Here is a 26,223-nt window from a genome sequence, read left to right on the forward strand (position 1 = left end):
CACCTCCAGCGAACGCTTTGAAGGGGAGAGGCTTCTTCTGCTGAAGACCAGCACCCGGCCCGGCACGTCGAAGACGTCATGTTCGCCAGGATCCGCGCGATGTCGCGGGCAAACTGTTGACGAGCTCGTGCAATGGATGGAGCAGGAAGCCTCACCCGGTCGCTTTTCAGATCGCTGAGGCCCCAAGCCGACCTGAAGGCGGCCGCTGTCGGAGCGGTCGTGCTTCTGCGCGAGTGGCTCCAGGACAAGCGCCAGGAAAGACTTCATGCCGCGCGTGCTGCCGCCAAGATCAAGGCCAAGGCCGTCGTCGAGCGCGAGCCTCCGCCGCGCGTGGTCGCGCTGATCGAGCGCTATCTGCCGCGCAGGGTCGGGATCAGCATGACCGTGCTGCTGCTGATCGGAAGCTGCGGTTTCGGCATCGTCAAGGGCGGCCACCTCCAGGATTTCATCACCGCGGTCAGCGATGCCCGCAACGCGCTGGCCAATTCCGCCGGCTTCCGCATCACCTCCGTCGTGATCAACGGCCGCAAGCAGCTCAGCCAGGACGAGATCCTGGCGATCGGCGGCGTCAGCGGCCGTTCCTCGCTACTGTTCCTCGATGCTGACGCGGTGCGCGACAAGCTCAAGGCCAATCCGTGGATCGCCGATGCGACCGTGCTGAAGCTCTATCCGGGCCAGCTCATGATCGAGCTCACCGAGCGCAAGGCGTTCGCGCTGTGGCAGGAGGCCGGCCGGCTCTCCGTCATCGCCGATGACGGCGCCGTGCTCGAACCCTATGTTTCTCGGCGCTTCCTGTCGCTGCCGCTCGTGGTCGGCAAGGGCGCCGAGACCCAGGCTCGCGATTTCCTCGCTTTGCTAGCGCGCTATCCGCAGGTCAACTCGATCACCAAGGCCGCGATCTTCGTCGGCGAGCGCCGCTGGAACCTGAGGCTCAAGGACGGCCTCGACATCCGCCTGCCCGAGCAGGACGTCGGCAACGCGCTGGCGATGCTGTCCAAGCTCGACAAGGAGGACAGGCTGTTCTCGCGCGACATCGTCGCCGTCGACATGCGCCTGCCCGATCGCCTGGTGGTGCAGCTGTCCGAGGACGCCGCCAAGGCGCGCGAGGAGCTGTTCAAGGACAAGAAGAAAAAGAAGGCCGGGGACGCCGCATGACCGGTCTTGATCGCACCCAGACGCCGAAGACGCGCCCGATGCCGCACAAGCGCGGCGGCCTCGTCGCCTGCCTCGACATCGGCACCAGCAAGATCGCCTGCATGATCGCGCGGCTGAAGCCGTCGGCGCCGAGCGAGGCGCTGCGCGGCCGCACCCATGCAGTCGAATTGATCGGATACAGCCAGATCCAGTCGCGCGGCATGAAGGCCGGCGCGGTGATCGACCTTACCGAATGCGAGCAGGCCGTGCGCCAGGCCGTCGCGCTCGCGGAGAAAATGGCCAAGGTGCGGGTCGAGTCCGTGCTGCTCTCGGTCTCCGGCGGCCGGCTTTCCGGCCAGCTGGTCGAGGCCGCCGCCGACATCCGTGGTGGCGCCGTGACGCAGGCCGATGTCAGCCGCGTCACCTCCACCGGCATGCGCCATGCCACCGGCGAAGGCCGCACCGTGCTGCACGCACTGCCGGTCGGCTATACGCTCGACGGCGTCAAGGGCATCCGCGATCCCCGCGGCATGGTCGCCCATCAGTTCGGTGTCGACATGAACGTCGTCACCTGCGACGCCACCGTGGCGCGGAACCTGATGCTGGCGGTGGAACGCTGCCACATCAATGTCGAAGCCATGGCGGCGAGCCCTTACGTCGCCGGATTGTCGGTGCTGACCGACGACGAGGCCGATCTCGGCGCGGCCGTTGTCGAGATGGGTGCCGGCACCACGACGATTGCCGTTTATTCGGGCGGCCGTTTCGTTCATGCGGCGGGTTTTGCGGTCGGCGGGCAACACATCACGATGGATCTGGCGCGCGGACTCTCCGCGACCATTGCCGATGCCGAGCGAATCAAGACGTTATACGGGACCGTCATCACCGGCGGATCGGACTCGCGTGAGCTGATGTCTGTGCCGACAGCCGGTGACGAGCAGGATCTGCCGCAGATCGTCTCCCGCGCCACCATCGCCAACATCGTCAAGCACCGTGCCGAGGAAGTCTTCGAAATGGTTCGGGACAAGCTGAAGGATTCGCCCTTCGCCTCAGAGCCCAACGGCCGGGTCGTGCTCTCGGGCGGCGCCTCGCAGCTGACCGGCCTCGTCGAACTCGGCACCCAGATTCTCGGCCGGCCCGTGCGGGTCGGACGTCCGCTCGGCTTCGGCCGGCTGCCCAACGAGGCGAAGAACGCCGCGTTCGCGGTGCCCGCCGGACTCCTCGTCTACCCGCAATATGTTCACCACGAACATGTCGAACCGCGGCATACGCGGCAGCAGGTCAGGACAGGGACCGGCGGCTATTTCGGAAAGGTCGGACGATGGCTACGCGAGGGCTTCTGATGATTCATTTCCGCAATTCCCGACTTTCACCAACTCCCGCGGCCGCCGGCCGGGGCGAACCCACGCGCACGTGATCGAGAGGCAAACATGACCATCAGCATCAACGTTCCTGATATTCACGAGTTGAAGCCCCGGATCACCGTGTTCGGCGTCGGCGGCGCCGGTGGCAACGCCGTCAACAACATGATCACGGCGGGCCTCCAGGGCGTCGACTTCGTGGTCGCCAACACCGATGCGCAGGCGCTGACGATGTCGAAGGCGCAGCGCATCGTGCAGATGGGCACTGCGGTCACGCAAGGCCTCGGCGCCGGCTCGCAGCCGAACGTCGGCGCGGCGGCGGCGGAAGAGGTGATCGACGAGCTGCGCGACCATCTCTCGGGCGCCAACATGGTGTTCGTCACCGCGGGCATGGGCGGCGGCACCGGCACCGGTGCAGCTCCCGTGATCGCCAAGACCGCGCGCGACATGGGCATCCTCACCGTCGGCGTCGTGACCAAGCCCTTCCACTTCGAGGGCGGCCGCCGCATGCGCACGGCCGAAGCCGGCATCAACGAGCTTCACAAGGTCGTGGATACGCTCCTGATCATCCCGAACCAGAACCTGTTCCGGGTCGCCAACGAGAAGACCACCTTCGCCGACGCCTTTGCGATGGCCGACCAGGTGCTGTACTCGGGCGTTGCCTGCATCACCGACCTGATGGTCAAGGAAGGCCTGATCAACCTCGACTTCGCCGACGTGAGGGCGGTGATGAAGGAGATGGGCAAGGCGATGATGGGCACCGGCGAAGCTTCCGGTGACAAGCGCGCGCTGACCGCCGCTGAGGCTGCGATCGCCAACCCGCTGATCGACGACAGCTCGATGAAGGGCGCCAAGGGCCTGCTGATCTCGATCACCGGCGGCAAGGACCTCACGCTGTTCGAGGTCGACGAAGCCGCGACCCGTATCCGCGAGGAAGTCGACCAGGACGCCAACATCATCGTCGGCGCCACCTTCGACGAGGCGCTCGACGGCCTGATCCGCGTCTCCGTCGTCGCCACCGGCATCGAGCAGGCCGCGATCGCCCGCAACACCCAGGCCAGCAGCGCTCCGGTCGCGAACGCCGCGCCGCAGGCTCCCGCAGTCCCGGCCGTCGCCGCCGAGAGCCGTCTTGCCGACCTGACCGCGCGGCTCCGCGCCGACAATCAGCGTATGGCTGAGCGCGCCCAGAAGCTGGAAGGCCAGATTCCGGCCGCAACCCCGGTCGCTGCCGCGCCGATGGCGCCCCGTCCGAATGTCGAGCGCGCCGCGCTCGCCGCCATCGCCGCCGCCGTTGCGGAGGTCCCGCAGGCGCCCGCGCCGATGCAGACCTATGGCGACGTCACCGTGCGCCCGATCGCGCAGAAGCCGACGCTGTTTCCGGAGCCCGACATGGCCCCGGTCGCGATGCAGGAGCCGATGACGCCGGAAAACTTCATCCCGCCGCAGGCCGAGCGTGCGCCGGTCCGTGCGCCGCGGATGCCGCGCCTCGATGAGCTGCCGATGCCGGCCCAGGCCGAGATTCGCCAGGCCCGCGGCGAGGTCGAGGAGGAGACCCCGCAGAAGAGCCGCCTGTCGCTGCTGCAGCGCCTCGCCAATGTCGGCCTCGGCCGTCGTGACGAGGAAAGCGAGCCGCCGGTCGCGGCCCGCACCGCCGGTCCCGCCATGCCGCCGTTGCCCGAGCGCCGGCAGCAGAAGACCGTAGCTCAGCAGATCGCATCAAGTGAGCCGGTATCCGAGTATGCCCGTCGTCCTGCGCCGCAAGGGTTGGATATGCACGGCCGTCCGGCGCCTGTTGCGCCGGCGCCACAGGGTGACGACCATCTCGATATCCCGGCCTTCCTGCGGCGGCAGGCGACCTGAGGATTGTTACAATAAGGCAGACGAAAAAAGGTCCCGGCAACAAGCTTGCCGGGACCTTTCCTTTTGTCCCGTGCATGTCCGGATTGCGCAGACAAGCAACTGATTTTAAATCATTAATTACGTGTTTGGGTGTTCAGTCAAACTGCCGGTAGCGGCCCAAAACCTCGGCGCAATTTGGTTAAGCCTTGGCGCGAATACGGCAGGTTTGGGGTAACAATCGGTAAAAAAGCGTGAGTTGGCGCTGTTTGGGGCAGTGACTATGGTTTGGCGTGACTTGGGGATACGGATTCGCAGGGTCTCGGCAGTGGCCGGCCAAGTGGGTCTAGTATAAGTCGCAGTGGGTCATAGTGGGGCGGGTTCCTGATGAAATTTAGCCGGCAAACAACGCTTCGTGCGCAAGCCTCGGTGGCAGGCGTAGGCGTTCATTCCGGTCTTCCCGTCACTCTCACCCTTGGGCCTGCGCCTGTCGACGCGGGTTTTATTTTTGTCCGCACCGGCCTCGAGGGAAGTGATCGCGAAGTTCAGGCGACCGCCGAGCAGGTGATCGCGACCGATTTCGCCACCGTCCTCGGGGATCGCAATGGTCCGCTGGTGTCCACCGCCGAGCACGTGCTTGCTGCACTGCGGGGTATGGGTGTCGACAACGCCACCATCGAGATCGACGGTCCCGAAGTGCCGATCATGGACGGCAGCGCCGCGGCCTTCATTGCGGCGATCGACCAGGCCGGCATCGTTACCCAGCCGGCACAGCGTCGCTTCATTCAGGTTTTGAAGCCGATCTCGGTCAAGATCGGCGACTCCTTCGGCGAGATCAGGCCCTACGCCAACGGGTTCTGCGTCGAGGTCGAGATCGATTTCACCAATCCCGTCATCGGCCAGCAGAGCTACGCCTTCGACCTCAATCCGGAGCGTTTCCGCCGCGAAGTCGGCCGGGCCCGGACCTTTGGTCTGATGTGCGACGTCGCGCGGCTCTGGAGCGCGGGCTATGCCCTCGGCGCCTCATTCGACAACACCGTCGTGTTCGACGACGAGCGGCTGCTCAACACCGAGGGCCTGCGCTACGCCGATGAATGCGCCCGCCACAAGGTGCTGGACGTGATCGGCGATCTGTCGCTGGCCGGCCTGCCGCTGCTTGGCGCCTACCGCTCGGTGCGTGGCGGCCACAAGCTCAACCACGCCGTCCTGACCGCGCTGCTCGCCGACCGTACCGCCTGGCGGGTGGTCGAGGGCGAGGCAGCCCGCCGCACCACGCGTCCCGTGGGCGAGGTCGGTCGCGGTATCGTCGGCGGCCGGATCGCTGCGGCCTACGGGCCGGACGTGTCCTGAACAGAGTTGTTGCCGCGGGCCTCCGGCAGCGGCTTACCCCGGGAAACTCCTGGTAACCATGATCGGCTAGCATTGCGGCACGTTCGCCTTAATCCGGGCGGAATGCCTGCCTATCCGGTTGGTTAAAGATCGCTTTTCGGATACATCGGCGTGGTCGCATGGCAGGCACCACGGTTACATTTCGCGCCCATGACGGGGTTCATGGGCTGGCGGCACCGCATCACAGGGCGTCAGGGCTTAAACTCATGTCGGCACAGCGTACGACGCGCGGATATTTCTCGGTCTCGTCGCGGGCCCGTGGGCTGCTGCAGGCCGTCACCTTCATGATGCTCGCGCTGCCGCTGGCCGGCTGCGGCACCGGCTCGCTCTGGGACAAGTTCACCGCCAAGGACGACACCTTCGTCGAGGAGCCCGCCGACAAGATCTACAATGAGGGCCTGTACCTCATGAACGAGAAGAAGGACATGAAGGCGGCGAACAGGAAGTTCGAAGAAGTCGACCGCCAGCATCCTTATTCCGACTGGGCCCGCAAATCGCTGCTGATGTCGGCCTATGCGTCCTACCAGGGCGGCGACTTCGACGGCTGCATCGGCGCCGCGACCCGCTATGTCACGCTGCATCCCGGCAGCCCGGACGCGGCCTATGCGCAATATCTGATTGCCGCCTCCCATTACGACCAGATCCCGGACATCAGCCGCGACCAGGCCCGCACCGAGAAGGCGATCGCCGCCCTTGAAGAGGTGGTGCGCAAATATCCGAACTCGGAATACGCCACGTCCGCCAAGGCCAAGATCGAGGGTGCGCGCGACCAGCTTGCCGGCAAGGAAATGAATGTCGGCCGCTATTACGCGCAGAAGCGCGACTACACGGCGGCGATCAACCGCTACAAGACCGTCGTCACGCAGTACCAGACCACCCGCCATGTCGAGGAAGCGCTGTTCCGGCTGACCGAGGCCTATATGGCGATCGGGATCGTTGGCGAGGCGCAGACCGCGGCGGCCGTGCTTGGGCACAATTTTCCTGACAGTCGCTGGTACAAGGACGCCTATAATCTTGTAAAATCCGGCGGTCTCGAACCGAGCGAGAATCAGGGGTCTTGGATCAGCCGGACCTTCAAGAAGATGGGTCTCGGCTAGGAAATTTGGTTCCATGCTGGCGCGTCTGTCGATCCGTGACATCGTCCTGATCGAACGGCTCGATATCGAATTCGCCACCGGCCTCGCGGTTTTGACCGGCGAAACCGGTGCGGGCAAATCCATCCTGCTCGATGCCTTTGCGCTCGCGCTCGGCGGCCGCGGCGACGCCGGCCTCGTGCGCCACGGCGTGGAGCAGGGGCAGGTGACTGCCGTGTTCGATGTCCCCAAGAATCACCCCGCGACGAAGATCCTTGCCGAGAACGGCCTGGAGGACACCGGCGAGATGATCTTGCGCCGCGTGCAACTCGCCGACGGCCGCACCCGGGCCTTCATCAACGACCAGTCGATCAGCGTGCAGACGCTGAAGGCGGTCGGCGCCGCCCTGGTCGAGATCCACGGCCAGCACGACGAACGCGCGCTGGTCGATGCCGCCACCCACCGCCGCCTGCTCGACGCGTTCGCCGGCCTGGAGAAGGACGTTGCCGCGGTCGAATCGCTCTGGGATGCACGCCGGACTGCCAATACCGCGCTGGAGGATCATCGCGCCGGCATGGAGCGCGCTGCGCGCGAGGCCGACTATCTGCGCCATGCTTCCGCCGAGCTGAAGCAGCTTGCGCCCAAGGACGGCGAGGAAACCTCGCTCGCCAACCGCCGCACCACCATGATGCAGGGCGAGAAGATCGCCTCCGATCTGCGCGAGGCGCAGGAGGCTGTCGGTGGCCACCATTCGCCGGTCTCGACGCTGTCGGCGGCGGTGCGCCGGCTGGAGCGCCGCGGCGTCAATTCGCCGGCGCTGGTCGAGCCCGCGGTGAAGGCGATCGATATGGCGATCAACGCGCTGGAGGAGGCCGACCAGCATCTGCAGGCGGCACTCGCCGCGACCGATTTCGATCCGGCCGAGCTCGAACGTATCGAGGAGCGCCTGTTCGCGCTGAGGGCCGCCTCGCGCAAATATTCCACACCGGTCGACGGGCTTGCTGCGCTGGCCGCCAAATATGCCGCCGACGTCGTGCTGATCGATGCCGGCGCCTCACGGCTGAAAAAGCTGGAGCAGGCCGCGATCGAGGCAGATAGCCGCTATGCCGCCGCCGCCAAGAAGCTGTCGCTGGTGCGGCAGAAATCGGCGGAGAAGCTCAACAAGGCGGTCAACGCCGAGCTGGCGCCGCTCAAGCTCGAACGCGCAAAGTTCATGACCCAGGTCGCGACCGATGAGGCAGCTCCGGGACCGCAAGGCTTCGACCGCGTCGAGTTCTGGGTGCAGACCAATCCGGGCACCAAGCCAGGACCGATGATGAAGGTTGCCTCGGGCGGCGAGCTGTCGCGCTTCCTGCTGGCGCTCAAGGTCGTGCTGTCCGACCGCGGCTCGGCGCCGACGCTGGTGTTCGACGAAATCGACACCGGCGTGGGCGGTGCGGTCGCCGACGCCATCGGCGGACGCCTGGCGCGGCTTGCCGGCAAGGTGCAGGTGATGGCCGTGACCCACGCCCCGCAAGTCGCCGCCCGCGCTGACCAGCACCTCCTGATCTCCAAGGACGCCCTCGACAAGGGCAAGCGCGTCGCCACCCGCGTCAATGCGCTGGCCGCCGACCACCGCCGCGAGGAAATCGCCCGCATGCTCGCCGGCGCCGAGATCACGGCCGAGGCGAGGGCGGCGGCGGAACGGCTGCTCAAGGCGGCAAGTTAGACCTCGGGTCCCGGACGCGCATAGCGCGAGCCGGGACCCAGAATGCCGCTGCATGGGCCCCGGCTCAGCAGTGCACCGCTGAAGAAGCGCTGCACTGCGTCCGGGGAACAAGACCTCCGCCCATCTTTACCCTTCCGCCCGCTCCGTCGTATCCAAGCACCATGGCCAGAGCAGCAAAATCCAAAGCAACACCGCTTCGCGACGTCGCCGACCTCACCAAGGCGCAGGCCAAGGTCGAGCACATGCGGCTGGCGCTCGAGATCGAGGGGCATAACGAGCGCTACTACCAGGAGGACGCGCCCACTGTCACCGACGCCGAGTACGACGCGCTGCGCCAGCGCTTCAACGCGATCGAGAAGCGCTTTCCTGAATTCGTCACCGCGGACTCGCCCTCGCAAAAAGTCGGCGCGGCGCCGTCAGGTCGCTTCAGGAAAGTCCGGCATTCCGTTCCGATGCTGTCGCTCGACAACGCCTTTGCGGAAGAGGACGTGCGCGACTTCGTCGGCCGCATCGTGCGCTTCCTGAAGCTCGACGACGACAAGGTCGATTTCTCCGCCGAGCCGAAGATCGACGGCCTCTCGATGTCGCTGCGTTACGAGGGCGGCGAGCTGGTCACCGCCGCGACGCGCGGGGACGGTGCGGTCGGCGAGGATGTCACCGCGAACATCCGCACCCTCGAAGACGTGCCGCAGAAGCTGAAGGGCCGGAACATCCCCGATATCTGCGAGGTGCGCGGCGAGGTCTACATGACCAAGAAGGCGTTCCTCGCGCTCAACGAGCGGCAGAAGGCGGCGGGCGACACCATCTTCGCCAATCCGCGCAATTCGGCTGCGGGCTCGCTCCGGCAGAAGGACCCGACCATCACCGCCTCGCGCCCTCTCGGCTTCTTCGCCTATGCCTGGGGCGAGATGAGCACGATGCCGGAAGCGACGCAGAGCGGCATGATCGGCTGGTTCGAGCGCTGCGGCTTCAAGACCAATCCGCTGACCAGGCTGTGCCACTCCGTCGAGGAGCTGGTCGCGTTTCACCAGAGCATCGAGGAAGAGCGCGCCGAGCTCGACTACGACATCGATGGCGTCGTCTACAAGGTCGACCGCATCGACTGGCAGGAACGGCTCGGCTTCGTCTCGCGCACGCCGCGCTGGGGCATCGCGCACAAATTCCCGGCCGAGCGGGCCATGACGGTGCTGCGCGACATCGAGATCCAGGTCGGCCGCACCGGCTCGTTCACGCCGGTCGGCAAGCTCGAGCCGGTCGGCGTCGGCGGCGTGATCGTGCAGAACGTCACGCTGCACAACGAGGATTACATCAAGGGCATCGGCAACAAGGGCGAGGTGCTGCGCGAGGGACGCGATATCAGGATCGGCGACACCGTCGTGGTCCAGCGCGCCGGCGACGTGATCCCGCAGATCGTCGACGTCGTCCTCGACAAGCGACCGAAGAGCGCCAAGGAGTTCTCTTTCCCGAAGAAGTGCCCGTGCCCGCTGCACACCGACGTCGTACGCGGCGAGACCGCCGCCGGCGAAGAGGAATCCCGCGCCCGCTGCAGCGGCGAGTTCGCCTGCCCCTATCAGAAGATCGAGCATCTCAAGTTGTTCGTCTCGCGCCGTGCTTTCGACATCGACGGTCTCGGCGAGAAGCAGCTGCAGTATTTCTTCGACGAGGGATGGGTCAAGGAGCCCGCCGACATCTTCACGCTGGAGAAGCGCAACTCGAAGCTCAAGCTCGAGGAGATCGAGGGCTACGGCGCCACCTCGGTGCGCAACCTGTTCGGTGCCATCGAGAGCCGGCGAAAAATCGCGCTGGAGCGCTTCGTCTATGCGCTCGGCATGCGCCATGTCGGCGAGACCACGGCGCTGGCGCTGGCACGTGGCTACGGTTCGTGGGACGCCTTCCACGACGCCTGCCTCAAGGTCGCCAAGGGCGACGAGGAGGCGATGGCCGAGATGGACGCGCTGGACCAGATCGGCGACACCGTGATCAAGAGCATCGCCGATTATTTCGGCGAGAGCCACAACCGCGGCATCGTCGAGCGGCTGACCAAGGAAGTCGAGATCGTCGACGCCGAGAAGCCGAAGAGCAATTCCGCCGTCGCCGGCAAGACCGTGGTGTTCACGGGCTCGCTGGAGAAGATGACGCGCGACGAGGCCAAGGCCACTGCCGAGCGGCTCGGGGCAAAGGTGTCGGGCTCGGTCTCGAAGAAGACCGATCTCGTGGTCGCCGGCCCCGGCGCGGGCTCGAAACTGGCGGAGGCCAACAAGCACGGCGTCAAGGTGCTGACCGAGGACGAGTGGCTGACGCTGATCGGAGAGTGAGGTCTCTCCCCGTCATTGCGAGGAGCCCTTGCGACGAAGCAATCCAGGATCTTTCCGCGGTAACAGCCTGGATTGCTTCGCTGCGCTCGCAATGACGGGGAGAGGGCGCGCCGACCTCACATCATCCCGCTCTCTTCCTCCTCCGCCTGCTCGATCAGTGCCTCGCTCACCACCACTTCGCGGCGGGGGACGACGAAGATCATCACGCAGGCGCAGAGCAGCGAGATCGCGAGGACTGCGGCGGTGAGCGGCAACGTCGTTGCGGAGTGGCCGCCGAGATAGGCGCCGAATTGCGACATCAGTGCGCCGATGCCCTGCTGGAGAAAGCCCATCGTGCCGGAGGCGGTGCCGGCGGCCTCGGGGCGGATGCTGATGGCGCCGGCGGCTGAATTCGCCATCACGAAGGCATTGCCGGCCATCACGATCATCTGCGTGCCGAACAGCCAGGCCGGGGCCTCGTTCCAGCCGATCAAACTCCACAGCAGGTTCGCAAGGCTGCCGGCGAGCTGGAGGGCGAGCCCGAACCAGATCAGCTTTTCCAGCGAATGCCGCGGCGCAAAGCGTACGCAGAGCAGATTTCCGACGAGAAACGCAAAGCCTGTGGTCGCGAACCAGGCGCCGTATTCGGCGCTGGTCCGGCCCATCTGCGTCACCACGATGTAGGGGCCGCCGCCTGCGAAAGTGAAGATGATCTGCGAGGCCAGCACCTGGCACATCACATAGCCGACGAAGGCGCGGTTGCGGATCAGGATGCCGACGTCGCCACGGAAGCCGCTGCCGGCGGCACGGCTGCGCCGCGTTTCGGGCAGCGCCACCGCGATGCCGGCGGCGACAATGATCGCGGCGATGGTGATGGCGTAGAAGATCGCGCGCCAGCCGAACGCGGTCTCGATCAGGCCGCCGGTGAGCGGGGACACCATCTGCCCGATCATCAGCGCGGCGACCACGAGGCTGATCATCGAGGCGACGCGGTCGCGCTCGTAGATGTCGCGGATGATGGCGCGGCTGACCACCATGCCGGAGGCGCCGCCGAGCGCCTGGAAAAAGCGCGCGGCAATCAATTGCGGCAAGGTCTCGGCGAAGAGGCACGCGACGCTGGCCACGACCATCAGCGCCAGCCCTCCGAGCAGCACCGGACGCCGTCCGAACCGGTCCGACAGCGGTCCCATGATGAGCTGCGACAGCGCGATGCCGACCATGTAGAGCGACACCGTCATCTGCGCGATCGAGATGTCGCTGCCGAAATTCGTCGCCAGCACCGGCAGCGCCGGAACCAGGATGTAAAGCGAGATCGGCGCGATCCCGGTCATCACGACCAGCAACAGCAGCACCAGGCGCGACGTCGCGAGGTTGGTCGCCGCACCCGGCGGTTTGCTGATCATGCCGTGCATGCGTGTCCATCTTTCGAGTTCGAATCGACTGTAGCGCGCTCGCGCAAGACGGATATCGGCGTTTCGGAATGCGGCTATACGGATTCCGGGATGGTTATGATGAGGGTGCGATGGTGGCCGATCGGCGCATTGCTCGCGCTACAAAAGCGGTGTCATTCCCCGCGAAGGCGGGGAATCCAGTATTCCAGAGGCAGCAGCTTCATACGGGGGGGGCCACGGCGTACTGGATGCCCCGCCTTCTCGCGGGGCATGACAGCTGTTGTGGGGGAAGCAGCCTTGCGCAAATCGCGTAGCGCCATGCGCGCTACGTCAGCTCCGCCGTCGCCTGATCGAGCCAGGTCCCGGTTGCTTCGTCCAGCGCCGGCCGCACCTCGGCCCGGACGCGCGCGTGATAGGCATTGAGCCAGCCGAGCTCGTCGCGGCTCAGCATCGCCACATCGATCAGCCGCCGGTCGATCGGCGCCAGCGTCAGCGTCTCGAACGCGTTCATGGGCTTCTCGGCGCCCTTGATGTCGGCGGCCACCACCAGCTCGAGGTTCTCGATGCGGATGCCGAAACCGTCGGTCTTGTAGTAGCCGGGCTCGTTGGAGAGGATCATGCCGCGCTTCAGCGGCGTGGTACCGAGCTTCGAGATCCGCGCCGGCCCTTCGTGCACCGAGAGATAGCTGCCGACGCCGTGACCGGTGCCGTGCTCGAAATCGACGCCGGCGGCCCAGAGATATTGCCGCGCCAGCGTGTCGAGCTGCGCGCCGGTAGTGCCGTCCGGAAAGACCGCGCGCGCGATCGCGATATGGCCGCGCAGCACGCGGGTGAAGCGGTCGCGCATCTCGTCCGTCGGCTCGCCCACGGCCATGGTCCGGGTGACGTCCGTGGTGCCGTCTTCGTACTGCGCGCCGGAATCGATCAGCAGCAGGTCGCCGGGTGCGATCCGTCGGTTGCTCTTGCGGGTGACGCGGTAGTGCACGATGGCGCCGTTCGGGCCGGTGCCCGAGATGGTGGGAAACGACACGTCCCTGAGCGCGCCGGTGTCGCGGCGGAATGTCTCCAGCGCCTCGACCGCGTCGATCTCGGTGAGCTTGCCGCTTGCGGCCTCGCGGTCGATGAAGGCGAGAAAGCGCGCCAGCGCCACGGCGTCGCGCCGATGCGCCGTCTGCGTGCCCTTGATCTCGGTCGCGTTCTTGACCGCCTTGAGCAGTGCAATCGGATCGCTGCCGCGCACCGGCTTGCCGCCGGCGCCCGAGATCAACCGGCTGAGCGCGTCGGCTGCGGTGGCGCTGTCGAGTGCAATCGATCCGCCGCTCTTGGCGAGCGCCATCAGCGTCGGCGCCATCGCATCGGGCTCGCGCACGTCGGCGGACTGCTCGAGATGGTCGCGCGTCAGGTTGGAGAGTTTTCGGTGGTCGATGAAGATGGTTGGGCGGCCGTCCTTCGGCACCAGCGCATAGGACAGCGGCAGCGGCGTGTGGGCGACGTCGGCGCCGCGGATGTTGAAGGTCCAGGCCACCGCGTGGCTGTCTGACAGCACCAGCGCGTCGGCGCCGAGCTTGCCGATCTCGGTTCTGATCTGCGTCAGCTTCTCGGCTTCAGTGACGCCGGCATTCTGCAGGCTGTGCACGGCGACGGGGGCAAGCGGCGGCTGCGGCCGGTCCTGCCAGATTGCATCCACCGGATTGCTGTCGACCGCGACCAACTCGGCGCCGGCCTTGGCGCAGGCGGCGGACAGGCGCTCGGCTGCCACAAAAGTGTGCAGCCACGGATCAAATCCGAGGCGGTCACCGGCTTTCAGATGCGCGGACACCCAGCTCTCCGGCGGCGGGTCGATCAGCGATTCCACGGCCCAGGCCTTTGCATCGACCTGCTTGGCGGCCTGAAGCGTGTAGCGGCCGTCGACGAACAATGCGGCCTCCTGGGTCAGCACCACCGCGAGGCCCGCCGAGCCCGTGAAACCGGTCAGCCAGGCCAGCCGCTCTTCCGATGGCGGCACATATTCGTTCTGCTGCTGATCGGCGCGCGGGATCACGAAGCCGGTCAGCTTGCGGCGGGCGAGTTCTTCGCGAAGTGCGGCGAGCCGTGCCGTCAATGCGACGCCAGCCTCCGGCTCCTCGAATGTCTGGAAGTGTGCTTCGAACATGGTGGATCACTTTAGGATCATGGGGACGAGTCCGCAATCTGGACGCATTCGAGTCGCATCTGGCATGGACTGTGCTTGAATGGTTCCATTCGAATTGAGTGGAGTAAAGGATGCGGCAGTTGCGCTTCGTCCGGATGACAGGGAAATTCGAGCAGGTGGTTCATCTCAATGGCGAGGGGACACACGATGCCAGCGTTCACGTTTGAGAAGATTACGCCGCCGGTGCGTCGCACCCCGACTGCGGCGGCTCCGAAGAAGCCGCGCGGCGTCATGCGCCAGATGATCGATCGTATCGCCGAGCGCCGCGCGAAGCGTACCTTGCAGGATGAGCGCGCGCTGCAGCGGGATGAGAAGGCAGCAGAGTAGCGGCATCGATGATGCCGTAGGGTGGGTTAGCCGAAGGCGTAACCCACCGCTTTGGTGCCGCATGCATTGGCGGATTACGCTTCGCTAATCCGCCCTACGAGATATTCCGCAGCAACAGGCTGCTCCACCCCTCGATCCGCAGATGCTTCAACGGCACGAGGCCGCGCGCGCGATAGGCGGCGATGACGGCGGGGGCCTGGTGCGTCAACAGGCCGGAGAGGATGACGTGGGCGCCGGACGCGAGATGCCGCACCATCGGGCCCGCCAATTGCCTGAGCGGGTTGGCGAGGATGTTGGCCAGCACCAGGTCGAACGGACCGGCCTTTCCGAAATCCGGCGCGGCGAAGCCGGTGGCGCGGATGACCCGGACCTGGTTGCCGACCTCGTTCAGCACCGCGTTCTCGGCCGCCACCCGCACCGACGGCGGGTCGATGTCGGAGGCGAGCACCGCGCGATGCAGCGCCTTCGCCGCCGCGATGCCGAGGACGCCGGTTCCAGTGCCGAGGTCGAGCAGGTTCCTCGGGCGGGAACTCTTCAGGACATGGTCAAGCAGCAGTAAACAGCCACGGGTGGTGCCGTGGTGGCCGGTGCCGAAGGCAAGCGCCGCCTCGATCTCGATGGCGAGCTTGTTCGGCGCCACACGGTCGCGGTCATGGCTGCCGTGCACGACGAAGCGCCCGGCCGGCACCGGGACGAGATCTTCCAAGCTGGCCTTGACCCAGTCCTTGGCCTCGACGGTGTCGAACAGAAGCGTCGCGGCAATCGCATTTCCTGCTGAATTTGCAACGAGTTCGCGGAGCCAAGCCTGATCGGGCGCCTCGGCGAAATGGAGCGTGACGTCCCATGGTCCGTCCGGCCGCTCGAAGGCGGCAACCGCCGCATCGCCGTCGAAAAACACCTCGGTGAGCACGTCGACGACGCGCCTGGCGTCGGCCTCGCTGCCGATCGAAAAGCTGGCGCGATGGGTAGGAGAAGGCTGCATTCAGGGTTCCGTTGAGTTCAATTTTTGGAACTTTCGTCGCCAATTTTCCGCATAAGTTGCGGTTCCCGGGTTAACCGGGCTGCAGGTTGCGCCCGTATATTTTCGGGTGTCGAAGCCAACCAACACAGCTTGGAATTGAAACGGAGACGAGTTTTGAAGAGCATGGTTCAAAAGTTCTGGTCGGACGAGTCCGGTGCAACCGCGATCGAGTACGGCCTGATTGCCGCAGGTATCGCTCTGGCGATCATCACCGTGGTGAACAGCCTGGGCGTCACCCTGAACGACAAGTTCACGTCGATTAGCACCTCCTTGAAGTAATTTCCGCCTCCATCTCCCAGCGGGGGCTGTTTTTCTTCAAAGGCTATTCCTGATCACCGCCCGCAAGGGGTTTCCCCTCGCGGGCGAGGTCGTTTTCGGGCGCGCGTTCTCAGTGGATTTTCACAAATTGTCCACCGCTTGCCGGGATGCCATCCACCCGCTTTTCCCGCGATTTGCCCTGCGATTTTCCACCGCCTTTCCCCAAGGCTCGGTCCGACGTTCTGGCCCGTGCATCCTCGGTCTGACCCCAGGCCGTTCAACAGCCAGTCCACAGCTCATCCACAGACCTATCCACGGCTTCCGAACAGCGACCGGTGATCTCTCAAGATCACCTGCGCGGCGTTATGGCCGGGCGCGCCGGTGACGCCGCCGCCGGGATGGGCGCCGGAGCCGCAATGGTAGAGGCCCCTCAACGGCCCGCGATAATCGGCATGGCCGAGCATCGGCCGCGCCGAGAACAGTTGGTTCAGCGTCAGCGCGCCATGGAAGATATCGCCACCGAGAAGGCCGAACTGCCGTTCGAGATCGAGGGGGGACAGGATCTGGCGGCCCAGCACGCTCGCCGCAAAACCCGGCGCGTATTTATCCACCGTCGCGATCATGAGATCGGCGACCTCTTCGCGATGGTCGTCCCAAGACTTTCCGTCGGGAAGCTCCGGCGCGACGTGCTGGCAGAACAGGCTGGCGACGTGCTTTCCCGCAGGCGCCAGCGTGTCGTCGAGCGTCGAGGGGATCAGCATCTCGACGACGGGTGACCTGCTCCAGCCCTGCGCCCGCGCATCGAGCCAGGCGCGGTCCATGTAGCCGAGGCTTGGCGCCAGGATGATGCCGGAGCTGAGATGATCGCCGTCGCCCGGCAGCGCCGTGAAGGAGGGCAGGCGGTCCAGCGCAACGTTCATGCGGAAGGTGCCGGAGCCGTTCTTCCAGTGCCGGATGCGAGCGAGGAAGTCCGCAGGAAGGGCGTCGGCTGCGATCAGGTGCGTGTAGAGCAGCTTTGGATTGACATTGGCCGCGACATATTTGGCGCGGATGGCTGAGCCGTTCTCCAGCACGACGCCGACGGCGCGGTCGCGCTCGACGATGATCTCGCGGACGCCCGCGTCGGTGTCGATCACAACGCCCCGATCGCGTGCCGTGCGCGCCATCGCCTGCGTGATCGCGCCCATGCCGCCGATGGCGTGGCCCCAGACCCCCTTCTTGCCGTTCACCTCGCCGAAGGCGTGATGCAGCATCACATAGGCCGAGCCGGCGGCGTAGGGGCTGGCATAGTTGCCGACGATGGCGTCGAAGCCGAACAGGGCCTTGACCAGATCATGCTCGAAGCGCTCGTCCAGCATCTCGCCGGCCGAGCGGGTGAAGAGATCGAGCAGGCTGCGGCTCTGTTCCAGCGTGAGGCCGCGCAGAATGTTGGCGGTCTTCCAGGCGTTGACGCCTTCACGGACGGCCGCTGTGCCAAAACCGTCGACGAGGTTCGGCGGCGGGCGGAGCACGAACTGCCTGAGCACGTCGGCGATGTCCTCCAGCTCGCGCGAAAATCCGTCGAGCGCACCTGCGTCATGCGCGCTCAGCCGCGCGACTGATGCTTTCGTCCGTCCTTCGCCGGTCAAGAGATAGCTGCCGTCCGGCGCGGGCAGGAAATTCTGGGCGCGCCGTTCGACGATGCGCAGGCCCTGCTCGGCGAGCTTGAGATCACGGGTCACCTGCGGATTGAGCAGGCTCACAGTGTAGGCTGCGACCGAATTGCGGAATCCGGGGTGAAACTCCTCAGTCACCGCGGCGCCGCCGACCACCTTGCGGCGCTCGACCACGCGCACGCGCAGGCCCGCGCTCGCGAGATAGGCCGCGCAGGTGAGGCCGTTGTGGCCAGCGCCGATGATGAGGACGTCGGTTTCGCTCATAATTCCCTGGTGTCATTCCGGGGCGATGCAAAGCATCGAACTATGGTGCGGGCTCCGCACCGGAGAATCTCGAGGTTCCGGGTTCGCCTCTTCGAGGCGCCCCGGAATGACATCTCTATATCAAGCAATCGCCGCTGCAACATCACGCGTGCCTTTATTGCCCGTTCAGGCGCCTTGTGCTCCATTGCGCGCGTCCGGCGCCCGCCGGAGAATGTAGGCTGGAGCTTCCATGGATTCGATCGTGCAACCTGCCGCCACGGAGCAGCCGTCGTCCTCGCGCAACCGGCTGCTGCTGACGGTCTACACCGCTGCGATCTTCGTCAGCGCGCTGCTGCTGTTCTCGGTGCAGCCGCTGTTCACGAAGATGGTGCTGCCGCGGCTCGGCGGCTCGCCGGCGGTGTGGTCGGTGGCGATGGTGTTCTTTCAGTCGCTGCTGCTGGCAGGCTACGCCTATGCCCATCTGTTGATGCACGCGAAGAGCCGCGTCGTTCCCGTGGCGGTGCATCTGGTGTTGCTCGTGCTGGCCTTCGCCACGCTGCCGCTCGGCATTGCCTCCGCCTATGGCGAGCCCCCCGCTTCGGGCTATGCGTTCTGGCTGCTCGGTCTGTTCGTGGTCTCGATCGGCCTGCCGTTCTTTGCGCTTGCCGCCAACAATCCGCTGCTGCAGGCCTGGTTCGTCCGCACCGGCCATCCCGCTGGGCACGATCCCTACTTCCTCTACGCCTCCTCCAACATCGGCAGCTTCCTCGCGCTGTTGTCCTATCCGTTCCTGCTCGAGCCGATGTTCACGCTGCACACGCAGAATCGGTTCTGGACCGGTGGTTATGGCCTGCTGATCCTCCTGATCGCCGCCTGTGGCGTGCTGTTGTTGCGCTCGCCGAAGCTCGCAATGGCCGATGCGCGGACCGAGGAGATCAATGCGCCGGCGCCTGATATCGTGACGCGGCTGCGCTGGATCTTCCTCGCCGCGGTGCCTTCGGGTCTGCTCATCGCTGTCACCGCACACATCTCGACCGACGTCGCGGCGGCGCCGCTGCTGTGGGTGTTGCCGCTGTCGCTGTATCTGCTCACCTGGGTCGTGGTGTTCCAGTCGCGACCGCTGCTGCCGCACAAATGGATGCTGATGCTGCAGCCGGTCGCGATCGCGGGCGTCATCGTCCTGCTCGCCTTCGGCGGCGAGCAGAATTTGCTGCTGACACTCGGTGGCCACCAACTCTGCTTCTTCGTCATTGCCATGGCCTGCCACGGCGAGCTGGCGCGGACCCGGCCGGCGGCCAGATATCTCACCGGCTTCTATGTAGCATTGTCGTTCGGCGGTATGGTCGGCGGTCTCTTTGCTGGCCTCGTTGCTCCCTTCACCTTCTCGTGGATCGCCGAATACCCGATCCTGATCGCGCTCGCCGCTCTGTGCCGGCCGTCCGCGAACGAGCGTCTCGCCGGCATCGTCAAATGGTACTGGCTGGTGCTCGCCGCGCTCGCGGTGGCGCTCGTCGCGCCGTCCTATACCACTGGCAGCGCCTCGACCTGGCTGGAGGATCACCGCGTCTGGGTCGCCGGCGCCGTCGGCGTGCTCGCCGCGCTGCTCGCGCTGGCGCTCAATGCCGGCCGCTGGAAGATCTTCGCCACCGTCGCGCTCGCGCTGACGTTGATCCGGGTTTATCCCGCGGACGAGGGCCGGGTCACGACGGTGCGCAGCTTCTTCGGCGTGCACAAGATCGTGGTGACGCCCGGCGGATATTTCCACGTGCTGATGCACGGCACCACCATCCACGGCGCCGAACGCTTCCGCAACAATGACGGCACGCCGGTCACCGGCCGGCCCGAGCCGATCACCTACTATCACAAGGACGGCGGCATCGGTCAGGCCGTCAGCGCGATCCGCGAGCGCAAGGGCGCGCCGCTCAAGGTCGCCGCGATCGGCGTCGGATCGGGCACGCTCGCCTGTGCTGCCGAACCCGGCGAGGACTGGAAATTCTTCGAGATCGACCAGTCGATGGTGGATGCCGCGCGTGACCCCAAGAATTTCCGCTACATCTCGAGCTGCCTACCGGACATGAAACCGGTGATCGGCGATGCTCGCCTCACCTTCGCAAAGGAGCCCGACGGCGCCTACGACCTCATCATCGTCGATGCCTATTCCTCGGATGCGATCCCGATCCATCTCGCCACCGAGGAGGCGATGAAGATCTACAAGGACAAGCTCGCCCCGCACGGCGCCGTGGTGATGCACGTCTCCAACCGGCATCTCGATCTCGAGACCGTCGTGGTCGGCATCGCCGACGCCAACGATCTCAAGAGCTGGGTCTTCAACGAGGATTCCGGGCGCGATGGCGACTACATCTTCTCGACCGACGTCGTCATCTCCGCGCGTGAGGAGGCCGATGTCGGCAAGCTCGCGTCCTCCAAGGTCTGGGAGCTGACCGAAGCCGACGACAGGGTGCGGGTCTGGACCGACGACTATTCCAACATCCTGGGCGCCCTGTACCGGCGATTGAAGAATGGGGAGTAGGGCGGCACGACAACCGTCTCCGTGCCTCGGATGCAGCGCAGCGCTTCCCTGGCGATGCGAAGCATCGTCCAGTTCAGCGGTGCGCTGCTGAGCCGGGGCCCAAACTCTGGGTCCCGGCTCTGCGTCGCGTCATTTCATGCCGCGCCGCGTCCGGGACACGAGACGGGAGCTACGGCGCGACCGGCGTCCCCGCCGGCAGCGTCATGCCCTTCTCGCCGGCAACGTCGCGCAGCAGGTCCGGCCTGTCGGAAATGATCCCGTCGACGCCAAGCTCGATCATCCGCACCATGTCTTCGCGCTTGTTGACCGTCCACACCACGACGCGCAATCCGAGCTCGTGGGCTTCCGCGATGAGCGCGGCGGTCACGTCACCGAAATAGGGCGACCAGATCGCACCGCCCACCGCCTTGATCGTCCGCGGCAGCGAACCACCGTGTTCGGCCGGGCTGAAGCCCGCCGTCCAGTTGGTGGCCTTGTCCAGCGCGACTGTCTGGCCCAAGCCGCGCTGCAGCGTCAGGTACACCGTCGGGATCTTCGGTGCCTGCTTCTGGACGAGCTGCAGGGTTCTCCAGTCGAAGGACTGGATCATGACCCTGTCGGAAAGCGTTTCGGCCTCGATCAGTCCCAGCAGTTTCGTGACAAAAGCTTGCGGATCGAGCGTTTCGTCCGGGTGGTTCGGATCGATCTTGGTCTCGATGTTGAAGCGCACACGTGAGTTGCCGGATTTTCGCACCAGCGCGAACAGTTCGCTCAGCGTGGGGATGCGGGTCCCCGGCACGGCGCGCTGGTCGGGGAACTGTTTCGCATAGGCACTGTCCGGGCGGATCTGGCCGACGTCATAGGTCCTGATCTCGTCCAGCCGCAGTTTGACGAAGGGCGTGCCGGGCGGAGCAATGTAAGTCCCGCCAGCGCCGCGTGCGAGATCGGGATTGAGTCCGCGCTCATGCGACACGATAACCTCGCCGTCCGCGGTCACGCCGACGTCGAGCTCCAGCGTGTCCACGCCCATCGACAGCGCGTTGGCGAAGGCCGGCAGGGTGTTTTCCGGCAACAGCGCCCGCCCGCCGCGATGCGCCTCGAGATCAAAAGCCATATCCAGAGCCTTGGCTTGTCCTGCAATGAGAACCGAGAGCAGGGTCAGGATTGTCGTGGCACGTGACGGCATCGGGGATCACAGCGCTCGCGAAAACAGCAGCTTATGAAATCTTGGCGCGTTTCGTCCAGCCTCACGGTTGACGGCGGCCGCGGAAGGCGGAAACTGCGCCTCAAAAAGCAGGGTTCAGGGAGCCACTCATATGCGGCTTGTCTTCATCGGAGCGATGGCGGTTCTCATGGTCGGACAGGTGGCAGCCAGGGACGTGCTTTCGGGCGCGAGTCTTTATGAGGATGTGGCGCGCTATGCCTCCTTCGGTCTGCACCGCTTCGGTTCTGCGGGCGATCGGGCGACCGCCGACTGGATTGCCGGCGAGCTTTCGGCCGCGGGCTTTGTGATCAGCTTTCAATCAGTCGTGTTAGGCCGGCAATATGTCGTCGAGCAGGCCAGCGCCGAAGCCGCCGGCACCAGTGTCGAGGCAACGCCATTCTGGTGGCCGCCGGAAGACCGGGCGAGCTTCCATCTCAGCGCGCCGCTTGCGCGGGACGGTGATGTCGCCGGCAAGATCCTCTGGTTGGAGCTGCCGTTCGATCGCGGTGCCTATCTGGGGCCGACCCATCGTGCGGCCATCGCTGAAGCGGCGGCGAAAAAGCCGGCAGCGATCCTGCTGATGATCGGCAATCCCGCCGATGATCGCTTCGCTTACAATGTCACACAGGAGGATGCGCCCTGGCCGGTGCCGGTGATCGTGGTCGGCGCCAGGTCGAAAGCGACGTTCGAGCGCGCGCTCGCCGAGGGCACGCCCGTCACCCTCGACGTCAAGGGCCACTACGAACGCGATGTCACGGGCCGTAACGTCATCGCCGAGACTGGCGTCGGCCGCGGGCCGACTGTCGTGGTCTCCACGCCGATGACCGGCTGGTATAGCTGCGTCTGCGAGCGTGGCCCCGGCATTGCCAACTTCCTCGCGCTGGCACGCACCATCGTTGCCGAGAAATGGCCGGCGCATTTTGTCTTCATCGCCACCGCCGGCCACGAGATCGGCCATGGCGGCATGGAGCTGTTCCTGAAGCACGGCGCGCCTGCGCCGAAGGACACGCTGGCGTGGATTCACTTCGGTTCGTCGAACGCGTGCTACGCTTTTGCAGAAGGTGCCCGCACCGATCGGCCCGAGGAAGAGCGCTATCTCGTGCTCAGCAAATCCGCGGTCGCGCTGACCGATGAGGCCTTTGCCAAGGTCGCGGCAAAACGCCTGGTGACGGAGAAGCAGGCGGTCGGTGAGCTCCGCGATGTGCACGCGGCGGGCTACGCCAACTTCCTCGGCATGGCCGGCCGCCATCGTACCTTCCACGCGCCCTCGGATGATCTTACGGCGACCGGGCCCGAGATCCTCGAGCCGGTCGCGCGGGCCTTCGTCGATGCGGCACGAAAGATCGTCGAACGCGGCGACGCCGCGTTCAGATAGCGTCAGTTCTGGTAGTAATAATTGCGTGGCTGATAATACTGGCGAGGTTGCTGCTGCTGATAATAGGTGCCCTGCTGGCCATAGCCCTGGTCGTAGGTCGGCTGCGGCAGTTGCTGATAGGCCTGCGTGCCATAGGGGCGTGTGATCGGGCGCGGTGCCGGATAGCGCGCGCCGGTGTCGCTGCCGTCGGCGGGATAGATGTAATTGTCGTCCTGCGGCATGTAGCGACGGGCTGGCTGCTGCGGCGGCGTCAGGTTCACGGGATCGCCAGTGGTCGCGTACTGCTCTTCGGCAGGCTGCTGCGGCGCGCGGGCGACTGCATTGTTGGTGCGGCCGCGCGGATTGCGGGCGAGCGCCACCTGCGCCGAGCCGGTCAGCGTCACGGTGGTGTTGAGCACGCCTTGCTGCTGAACCAGCGCATAGAGCGTCGTGGCATTCTGGCGCGACAGCCGCACGCAACCATGGGACGCCGGCGAGCCGAGACGGCCGACCGAGTCGGTGCCGTGGATGGCGTGCCCGACCTTGGTGAAGAAGATGGCGTGCGGCATCGGCGCGTCGTCGAATTCCTTGGAATAGTGATCCTCTTCCATGCGGAAGGCGCGGAAGCCGCCGTTCGGCGTTTCGCGCGAGGGGATGCCGGTCGACACCGGCCAGTGATACCGCGCGACGCCGTCGACCGCGACGGTCATCTGCTGATTGTCCTTGTCGACGGTGATTTCGACCTTGGCCTGCGCGCTGCCTGCGCTCAAAAGCATCAGTGAGGTGAAAGCGATAAAAAATGAACGCATCTGGAAACGCATTTGAATCCTGGCCTCCGGCCTGTTCACGCTAGGCGCCGCGGCTCTCCGTCCCCGACGTGCAATATGCCTGCAATCCGGCTTTCGTTCCAGCGGCCTGCCTGCCCATCGTTAACGTGGCGCGGGGCGTAAGCAAGGCCGCTTTGTGCCGCGCCGCGAGCGGTGGCGCTGACATTTTCGCGAGCGGCGCCCCGTTCACAACGTCGACAATTCGTCACAAAGGCGCAACCATTTGGCCGCCCGGTGCGTTGACGGTCACCTGCCTCGACAGGCGGCGCTCGCCGCCATTCACCTTTGGGATCGAAGATGAACAAAGCCCGCATCGCCGCCGCGCCGTCGCCGGCCGGTTCAGCCGTCCGCCTGCTGTTCGCAGCCGCCGCCATCCTGCTCGCGCTGTTGTCGCTGCCGCAAGCCGGCCACGCCCAGGGCATCGTCCGCGGCGCCCAGGAAGGCTCTTATGAGGGCAACCGGATTGCCGGCCCCGTGGGCGGTGCGGTCGGAGGCGTCGTCGGCGCCGGTGTCGGTGGCGCCGTGGGCGCGGTCGAGGGCGTGTTCGGCATTCCTCACCGTGGCCATCGCCGCTGCCGCGGCTATTACGACGGCTATCACCGCTTCCATTGTTATCGGTGACGCAAAATCCGTAGCGCGGATTACGGTTCGCTCCATCCGGGCTACAGGCCGGCGGTCAATTCTTCAGCCGATACCCGGTGCGAAAAATCCACCAGATCACGGCCAGGCAGATCGCCAGGAACGCCGTCGTCATGCCGATGCTGACGGACATGCTGACGTCCGCGATCTCGTAAAAGCTCCAGCGGAAGCCGGAGATCAGATAGACGACGGGGTTGAGCAGCGCCACCGTGCGCCAGGTGGGCGGCAGCATGTCGATGGAATAGAAGCTGCCGCCGAGGAAGGTCAGCGGCGTCACCACCAGCATCGGGATCATCTGCAGCTTCTCGAAGCCGTCGGCCCAGATGCCGATGATGAAGCCGAACAGGCTGAACGTCACTGCCGTCAGCACCAGGAAGGCCAGCATCCAGACCGGATGGTGGATATGCAGCGGCACGAACAGCCCGGCTGTCGCCAGGATGATCAGGCCCAAAATGATCGACTTGGTCGCGGCGGCGCCGACATAGCCGAGCACGATCTCGAAGTAGGAGATCGGCGCCGACAGGATCTCGTAGATGGTGCCGGTGAATTTCGGGAAGTAGATGCCGAACGAGGCGTTGGCGATGCTCTGGGTCAGCACCGAAAGCATGATCAGGCCCGGCACGATGAAGGTGCCGTAGCTGACGCCCTCGACCTGGCTGATGCGAGAGCCGATCGCGGCGCCGAACACCACGAAATAGAGCGAAGTGGAGACCACGGGCGAGACGATGCTTTGCAGCAGCGTGCGCCAGGTGCGCGCCATTTCGAACAGGTAGATGGCGCGGATGGCGCGATGGTTCATGACGTCCTCACGAGATCGACGAAGATGTCCTCGAGCGACGATTGCGTCGTGTCGAGATCGTTGAAGCGGATGCCCGCGGTGCGGAGATCGCCGAGCAGGCTGGTGATGCCGGTGCGCTCGCCCTTGGTGTCGTAATCGTAGACCAGCGTCGCGCCGTTATCGCAGAGCTCCAGCTCGTAATGCCCCAGGCTCTCCGGCAGCGCGTCGAGCTTGCCCTGCAGATGCAGCGTCAGCCGCTTCTTTCCGAGCTTCTGCATCAACGTCGCCTTGTCCTCGATCAGCACGATCTCGCCCTTGTTGATGACGCCGATGCGGTCGGCCATCTCCTCGGCTTCCTCGATGTAATGCGTGGTGAGGATGATGGTGACGCCGGACTGCTGGAGGGTGCGCACCACTTCCCACATGCCCTTGCGCAGCTCGACGTCGACGCCGGCGGTGGGCTCGTCCAGGAACAGGATCTGCGGTTCGTGCGACAGCGCTTTGGCGATCATCACGCGACGCTTCATGCCGCCGGAGAGCGTGATGATCTTGTTGTCCTTCTTGTCCCAGAGCGAGAGGTCCTTCAGCACCTTTTCGATATGATCAGGATTCTTGGGCTTGCCGAACAGGCCGCGGGAGAAGCTCACGGTCGCCCACACGCTCTCGAAGGCGTCGGTGTGCAATTCCTGCGGCACGAGGCCGATCAGCGAGCGCGCCTTGCGGTAGGAGGTCTGGATGTTCTCGCCACCGACCAGAACCTTGCCTTCGCTGGGGTTGGCGATGCCGCAGATGATGGAGATCAGCGTGGTCTTGCCGGCGCCGTTCGGGCCGAGCAGCGCGAAGATCTCGCCCCGCTTGATGTCGAGATTGATGTTCTTGAGCGCCTTGAAGCCGGACCCATAGGTCTTCGACAGATTGGCGACGGAGATGATGGAGGACATGGATGGCCGTAAGGCTGAGGGGCAAAGGCTGGGGAGGGGCCGGAACCTACCGGGAACGGCGGCTCAGCGGAGCCCTGAGATAGGAATGCCTTT

Annotated in this window: 20 protein-coding genes; 12 read left to right on the top strand and 8 right to left on the bottom strand. The window is 65.5% G+C overall.

Annotated elements, in window-relative coordinates; all coding sequences use genetic code 11:
- Positions 1–132 precede the first annotated feature (132 nt).
- The 7 genes from AABA86_RS06250 (at position 133) to ligA (ending at position 10,813) form a co-directional block, all read left to right on the top strand.
- Complete coding sequence (locus tag AABA86_RS06250; protein WP_212249957.1) at positions 133–1,155, top strand: cell division protein FtsQ/DivIB; 1,023 nt, start codon at positions 133–135, stop codon at positions 1,153–1,155.
- Positions 1,152–2,474 (top strand): cell division protein FtsA, encoded by a 1,323-nt coding sequence (ftsA, locus tag AABA86_RS06255; RefSeq protein ID WP_338306200.1) that lies wholly within the window; start codon positions 1,152–1,154, stop codon positions 2,472–2,474. Before AABA86_RS06250 ends, ftsA begins: the two co-directional genes overlap by 4 nt.
- Before the next feature lie 87 nt (positions 2,475–2,561).
- Complete coding sequence (gene ftsZ / locus AABA86_RS06260) at positions 2,562–4,352, top strand: cell division protein FtsZ (protein ID WP_338306201.1); 1,791 nt, start codon at positions 2,562–2,564, stop codon at positions 4,350–4,352.
- 363 nt (positions 4,353–4,715) lie between these two features.
- Positions 4,716–5,678, top strand: coding sequence for a UDP-3-O-acyl-N-acetylglucosamine deacetylase (lpxC, locus tag AABA86_RS06265; protein ID WP_212249951.1), 963 nt, complete (start codon positions 4,716–4,718; stop codon positions 5,676–5,678).
- 245 nt (positions 5,679–5,923) lie between these two features.
- Complete coding sequence (locus AABA86_RS06270) at positions 5,924–6,814, top strand: outer membrane protein assembly factor BamD (protein WP_212249948.1); 891 nt, start codon at positions 5,924–5,926, stop codon at positions 6,812–6,814.
- 13 nt (positions 6,815–6,827) lie between these two features.
- A complete protein-coding gene (gene recN / locus AABA86_RS06275; RefSeq protein WP_338306202.1) occupies positions 6,828–8,498 on the top strand; it encodes a DNA repair protein RecN in 1,671 nt (556 codons plus the stop codon).
- A 161-nt stretch (positions 8,499–8,659) separates the two neighbouring features.
- Positions 8,660–10,813, top strand: coding sequence for an NAD-dependent DNA ligase LigA (gene ligA, locus AABA86_RS06280; protein ID WP_338306203.1), 2,154 nt, complete (start codon positions 8,660–8,662; stop codon positions 10,811–10,813).
- 116 nt (positions 10,814–10,929) lie between these two features.
- Here ligA and AABA86_RS06285 read toward each other — a convergent pair whose 3' ends face one another.
- The gene (locus AABA86_RS06285) at positions 10,930–12,204 is read right to left on the bottom strand and encodes a multidrug effflux MFS transporter (protein ID WP_338306204.1); all 1,275 of its coding nucleotides are present in this window, start codon (positions 12,202–12,204) and stop codon (positions 10,930–10,932) included.
- Between the two features lie 304 nt (positions 12,205–12,508).
- The gene (locus AABA86_RS06290; protein ID WP_338306205.1) at positions 12,509–14,335 is read right to left on the bottom strand and encodes an aminopeptidase P family protein; all 1,827 of its coding nucleotides are present in this window, start codon (positions 14,333–14,335) and stop codon (positions 12,509–12,511) included.
- 186 nt (positions 14,336–14,521) lie between these two features.
- Here AABA86_RS06290 and AABA86_RS06295 point away from each other — a divergent pair, with 186 nt between their 5' ends.
- Positions 14,522–14,701 (top strand): hypothetical protein, encoded by a 180-nt coding sequence (locus AABA86_RS06295; RefSeq protein ID WP_028145518.1) that lies wholly within the window; start codon positions 14,522–14,524, stop codon positions 14,699–14,701.
- 94 nt (positions 14,702–14,795) lie between these two features.
- Here AABA86_RS06295 and AABA86_RS06300 read toward each other — a convergent pair whose 3' ends face one another.
- A complete protein-coding gene (locus AABA86_RS06300) occupies positions 14,796–15,683 on the bottom strand; it encodes a 50S ribosomal protein L11 methyltransferase (RefSeq protein ID WP_338306206.1) in 888 nt (295 codons plus the stop codon).
- A gap of 162 nt (positions 15,684–15,845) precedes the next feature.
- Here AABA86_RS06300 and AABA86_RS06305 point away from each other — a divergent pair, with 162 nt between their 5' ends.
- A complete protein-coding gene (locus AABA86_RS06305) occupies positions 15,846–16,001 on the top strand; it encodes a Flp family type IVb pilin (protein ID WP_094893896.1) in 156 nt (51 codons plus the stop codon).
- Positions 16,002–16,288: 287 nt separating this feature from the next.
- On the opposite strand, the gene AABA86_RS06310 is transcribed toward AABA86_RS06305, so the two are convergent.
- Positions 16,289–17,899 (bottom strand): phytoene desaturase family protein, encoded by a 1,611-nt coding sequence (locus tag AABA86_RS06310; RefSeq protein ID WP_338306207.1) that lies wholly within the window; start codon positions 17,897–17,899, stop codon positions 16,289–16,291.
- Between the two features lie 229 nt (positions 17,900–18,128).
- On the opposite strand from AABA86_RS06310, the gene AABA86_RS06315 reads away from it, so the two are divergent.
- The gene (locus tag AABA86_RS06315; RefSeq protein WP_338306208.1) at positions 18,129–20,408 is read left to right on the top strand and encodes a spermidine synthase; all 2,280 of its coding nucleotides are present in this window, start codon (positions 18,129–18,131) and stop codon (positions 20,406–20,408) included.
- A gap of 169 nt (positions 20,409–20,577) precedes the next feature.
- Here the strand turns inward: AABA86_RS06315 and AABA86_RS06320 are convergent, their stop codons facing one another.
- Positions 20,578–21,573 carry a glycerophosphodiester phosphodiesterase gene (locus AABA86_RS06320; protein ID WP_338306209.1) on the bottom strand — a complete coding sequence of 332 codons (996 nt, stop codon included), beginning with the start codon at positions 21,571–21,573 and terminating at the stop codon, positions 20,578–20,580.
- A 130-nt stretch (positions 21,574–21,703) separates the two neighbouring features.
- Here AABA86_RS06320 and AABA86_RS06325 point away from each other — a divergent pair, with 130 nt between their 5' ends.
- Positions 21,704–22,966 carry a hypothetical protein gene (locus AABA86_RS06325; protein WP_338306210.1) on the top strand — a complete coding sequence of 421 codons (1,263 nt, stop codon included), beginning with the start codon at positions 21,704–21,706 and terminating at the stop codon, positions 22,964–22,966.
- 2 nt (positions 22,967–22,968) lie between these two features.
- On the opposite strand, the gene AABA86_RS06330 is transcribed toward AABA86_RS06325, so the two are convergent.
- Complete coding sequence (locus AABA86_RS06330) at positions 22,969–23,766, bottom strand: L,D-transpeptidase (protein ID WP_445083403.1); 798 nt, start codon at positions 23,764–23,766, stop codon at positions 22,969–22,971.
- Between the two features lie 303 nt (positions 23,767–24,069).
- Between AABA86_RS06330 and AABA86_RS06335 the strand changes: the two genes are divergently transcribed.
- On the top strand, positions 24,070–24,393 hold the full coding sequence (locus tag AABA86_RS06335) for a hypothetical protein (RefSeq protein ID WP_212249930.1): 324 nt from the start codon (positions 24,070–24,072) through the stop codon (positions 24,391–24,393).
- Between the two features lie 55 nt (positions 24,394–24,448).
- Here the strand turns inward: AABA86_RS06335 and AABA86_RS06340 are convergent, their stop codons facing one another.
- Positions 24,449–25,210, bottom strand: a complete 762-nt coding sequence (locus tag AABA86_RS06340) for an ABC transporter permease (RefSeq protein WP_338306212.1) — start codon at positions 25,208–25,210, stop codon at positions 24,449–24,451.
- Positions 25,207–26,130 carry an ABC transporter ATP-binding protein gene (locus AABA86_RS06345; RefSeq protein ID WP_212249927.1) on the bottom strand — a complete coding sequence of 308 codons (924 nt, stop codon included), beginning with the start codon at positions 26,128–26,130 and terminating at the stop codon, positions 25,207–25,209. Before AABA86_RS06345 ends, AABA86_RS06340 begins: the two co-directional genes overlap by 4 nt.
- Positions 26,131–26,223 lie beyond the last annotated feature (93 nt).

This window comes from Bradyrhizobium sp. TM233, assembly GCF_036247965.1.
In the GTDB taxonomy this organism is placed as follows: domain Bacteria; phylum Pseudomonadota; class Alphaproteobacteria; order Rhizobiales; family Xanthobacteraceae; genus Bradyrhizobium; species Bradyrhizobium ottawaense.

Bases quoted from the DNA above. Each gene is read 5' to 3' on its own strand.
- AABA86_RS06250 (WP_212249957.1), top strand. From the start codon at position 133: ATGGATGGAGCAGGAAGCCTCACCCGGTCGCTTTTCAGATCGCTGAGG.
- ftsA (WP_338306200.1), top strand. From the start codon at position 1,152: ATGACCGGTCTTGATCGCACCCAGACGCCGAAGACGCGCCCGATGCCG.
- ftsZ (WP_338306201.1), top strand. From the start codon at position 2,562: ATGACCATCAGCATCAACGTTCCTGATATTCACGAGTTGAAGCCCCGG.
- lpxC (WP_212249951.1), top strand. From the start codon at position 4,716: ATGAAATTTAGCCGGCAAACAACGCTTCGTGCGCAAGCCTCGGTGGCA.
- AABA86_RS06270 (WP_212249948.1), top strand. From the start codon at position 5,924: ATGTCGGCACAGCGTACGACGCGCGGATATTTCTCGGTCTCGTCGCGG.
- recN (WP_338306202.1), top strand. From the start codon at position 6,828: ATGCTGGCGCGTCTGTCGATCCGTGACATCGTCCTGATCGAACGGCTC.
- ligA (WP_338306203.1), top strand. From the start codon at position 8,660: ATGGCCAGAGCAGCAAAATCCAAAGCAACACCGCTTCGCGACGTCGCC.
- AABA86_RS06285 (WP_338306204.1), bottom strand. From the start codon at position 12,204: ATGCACGGCATGATCAGCAAACCGCCGGGTGCGGCGACCAACCTCGCG.
- AABA86_RS06290 (WP_338306205.1), bottom strand. From the start codon at position 14,335: ATGTTCGAAGCACACTTCCAGACATTCGAGGAGCCGGAGGCTGGCGTC.
- AABA86_RS06295 (WP_028145518.1), top strand. From the start codon at position 14,522: ATGCCAGCGTTCACGTTTGAGAAGATTACGCCGCCGGTGCGTCGCACC.
- AABA86_RS06300 (WP_338306206.1), bottom strand. From the start codon at position 15,683: ATGCAGCCTTCTCCTACCCATCGCGCCAGCTTTTCGATCGGCAGCGAG.
- AABA86_RS06305 (WP_094893896.1), top strand. From the start codon at position 15,846: ATGGTTCAAAAGTTCTGGTCGGACGAGTCCGGTGCAACCGCGATCGAG.
- AABA86_RS06310 (WP_338306207.1), bottom strand. From the start codon at position 17,899: ATGAGCGAAACCGACGTCCTCATCATCGGCGCTGGCCACAACGGCCTC.
- AABA86_RS06315 (WP_338306208.1), top strand. From the start codon at position 18,129: ATGGATTCGATCGTGCAACCTGCCGCCACGGAGCAGCCGTCGTCCTCG.
- AABA86_RS06320 (WP_338306209.1), bottom strand. From the start codon at position 21,573: ATGCCGTCACGTGCCACGACAATCCTGACCCTGCTCTCGGTTCTCATT.
- AABA86_RS06325 (WP_338306210.1), top strand. From the start codon at position 21,704: ATGCGGCTTGTCTTCATCGGAGCGATGGCGGTTCTCATGGTCGGACAG.
- AABA86_RS06330 (WP_445083403.1), bottom strand. From the start codon at position 23,766: ATGCGTTTCCAGATGCGTTCATTTTTTATCGCTTTCACCTCACTGATG.
- AABA86_RS06335 (WP_212249930.1), top strand. From the start codon at position 24,070: ATGAACAAAGCCCGCATCGCCGCCGCGCCGTCGCCGGCCGGTTCAGCC.
- AABA86_RS06340 (WP_338306212.1), bottom strand. From the start codon at position 25,210: ATGAACCATCGCGCCATCCGCGCCATCTACCTGTTCGAAATGGCGCGC.
- AABA86_RS06345 (WP_212249927.1), bottom strand. From the start codon at position 26,130: ATGTCCTCCATCATCTCCGTCGCCAATCTGTCGAAGACCTATGGGTCC.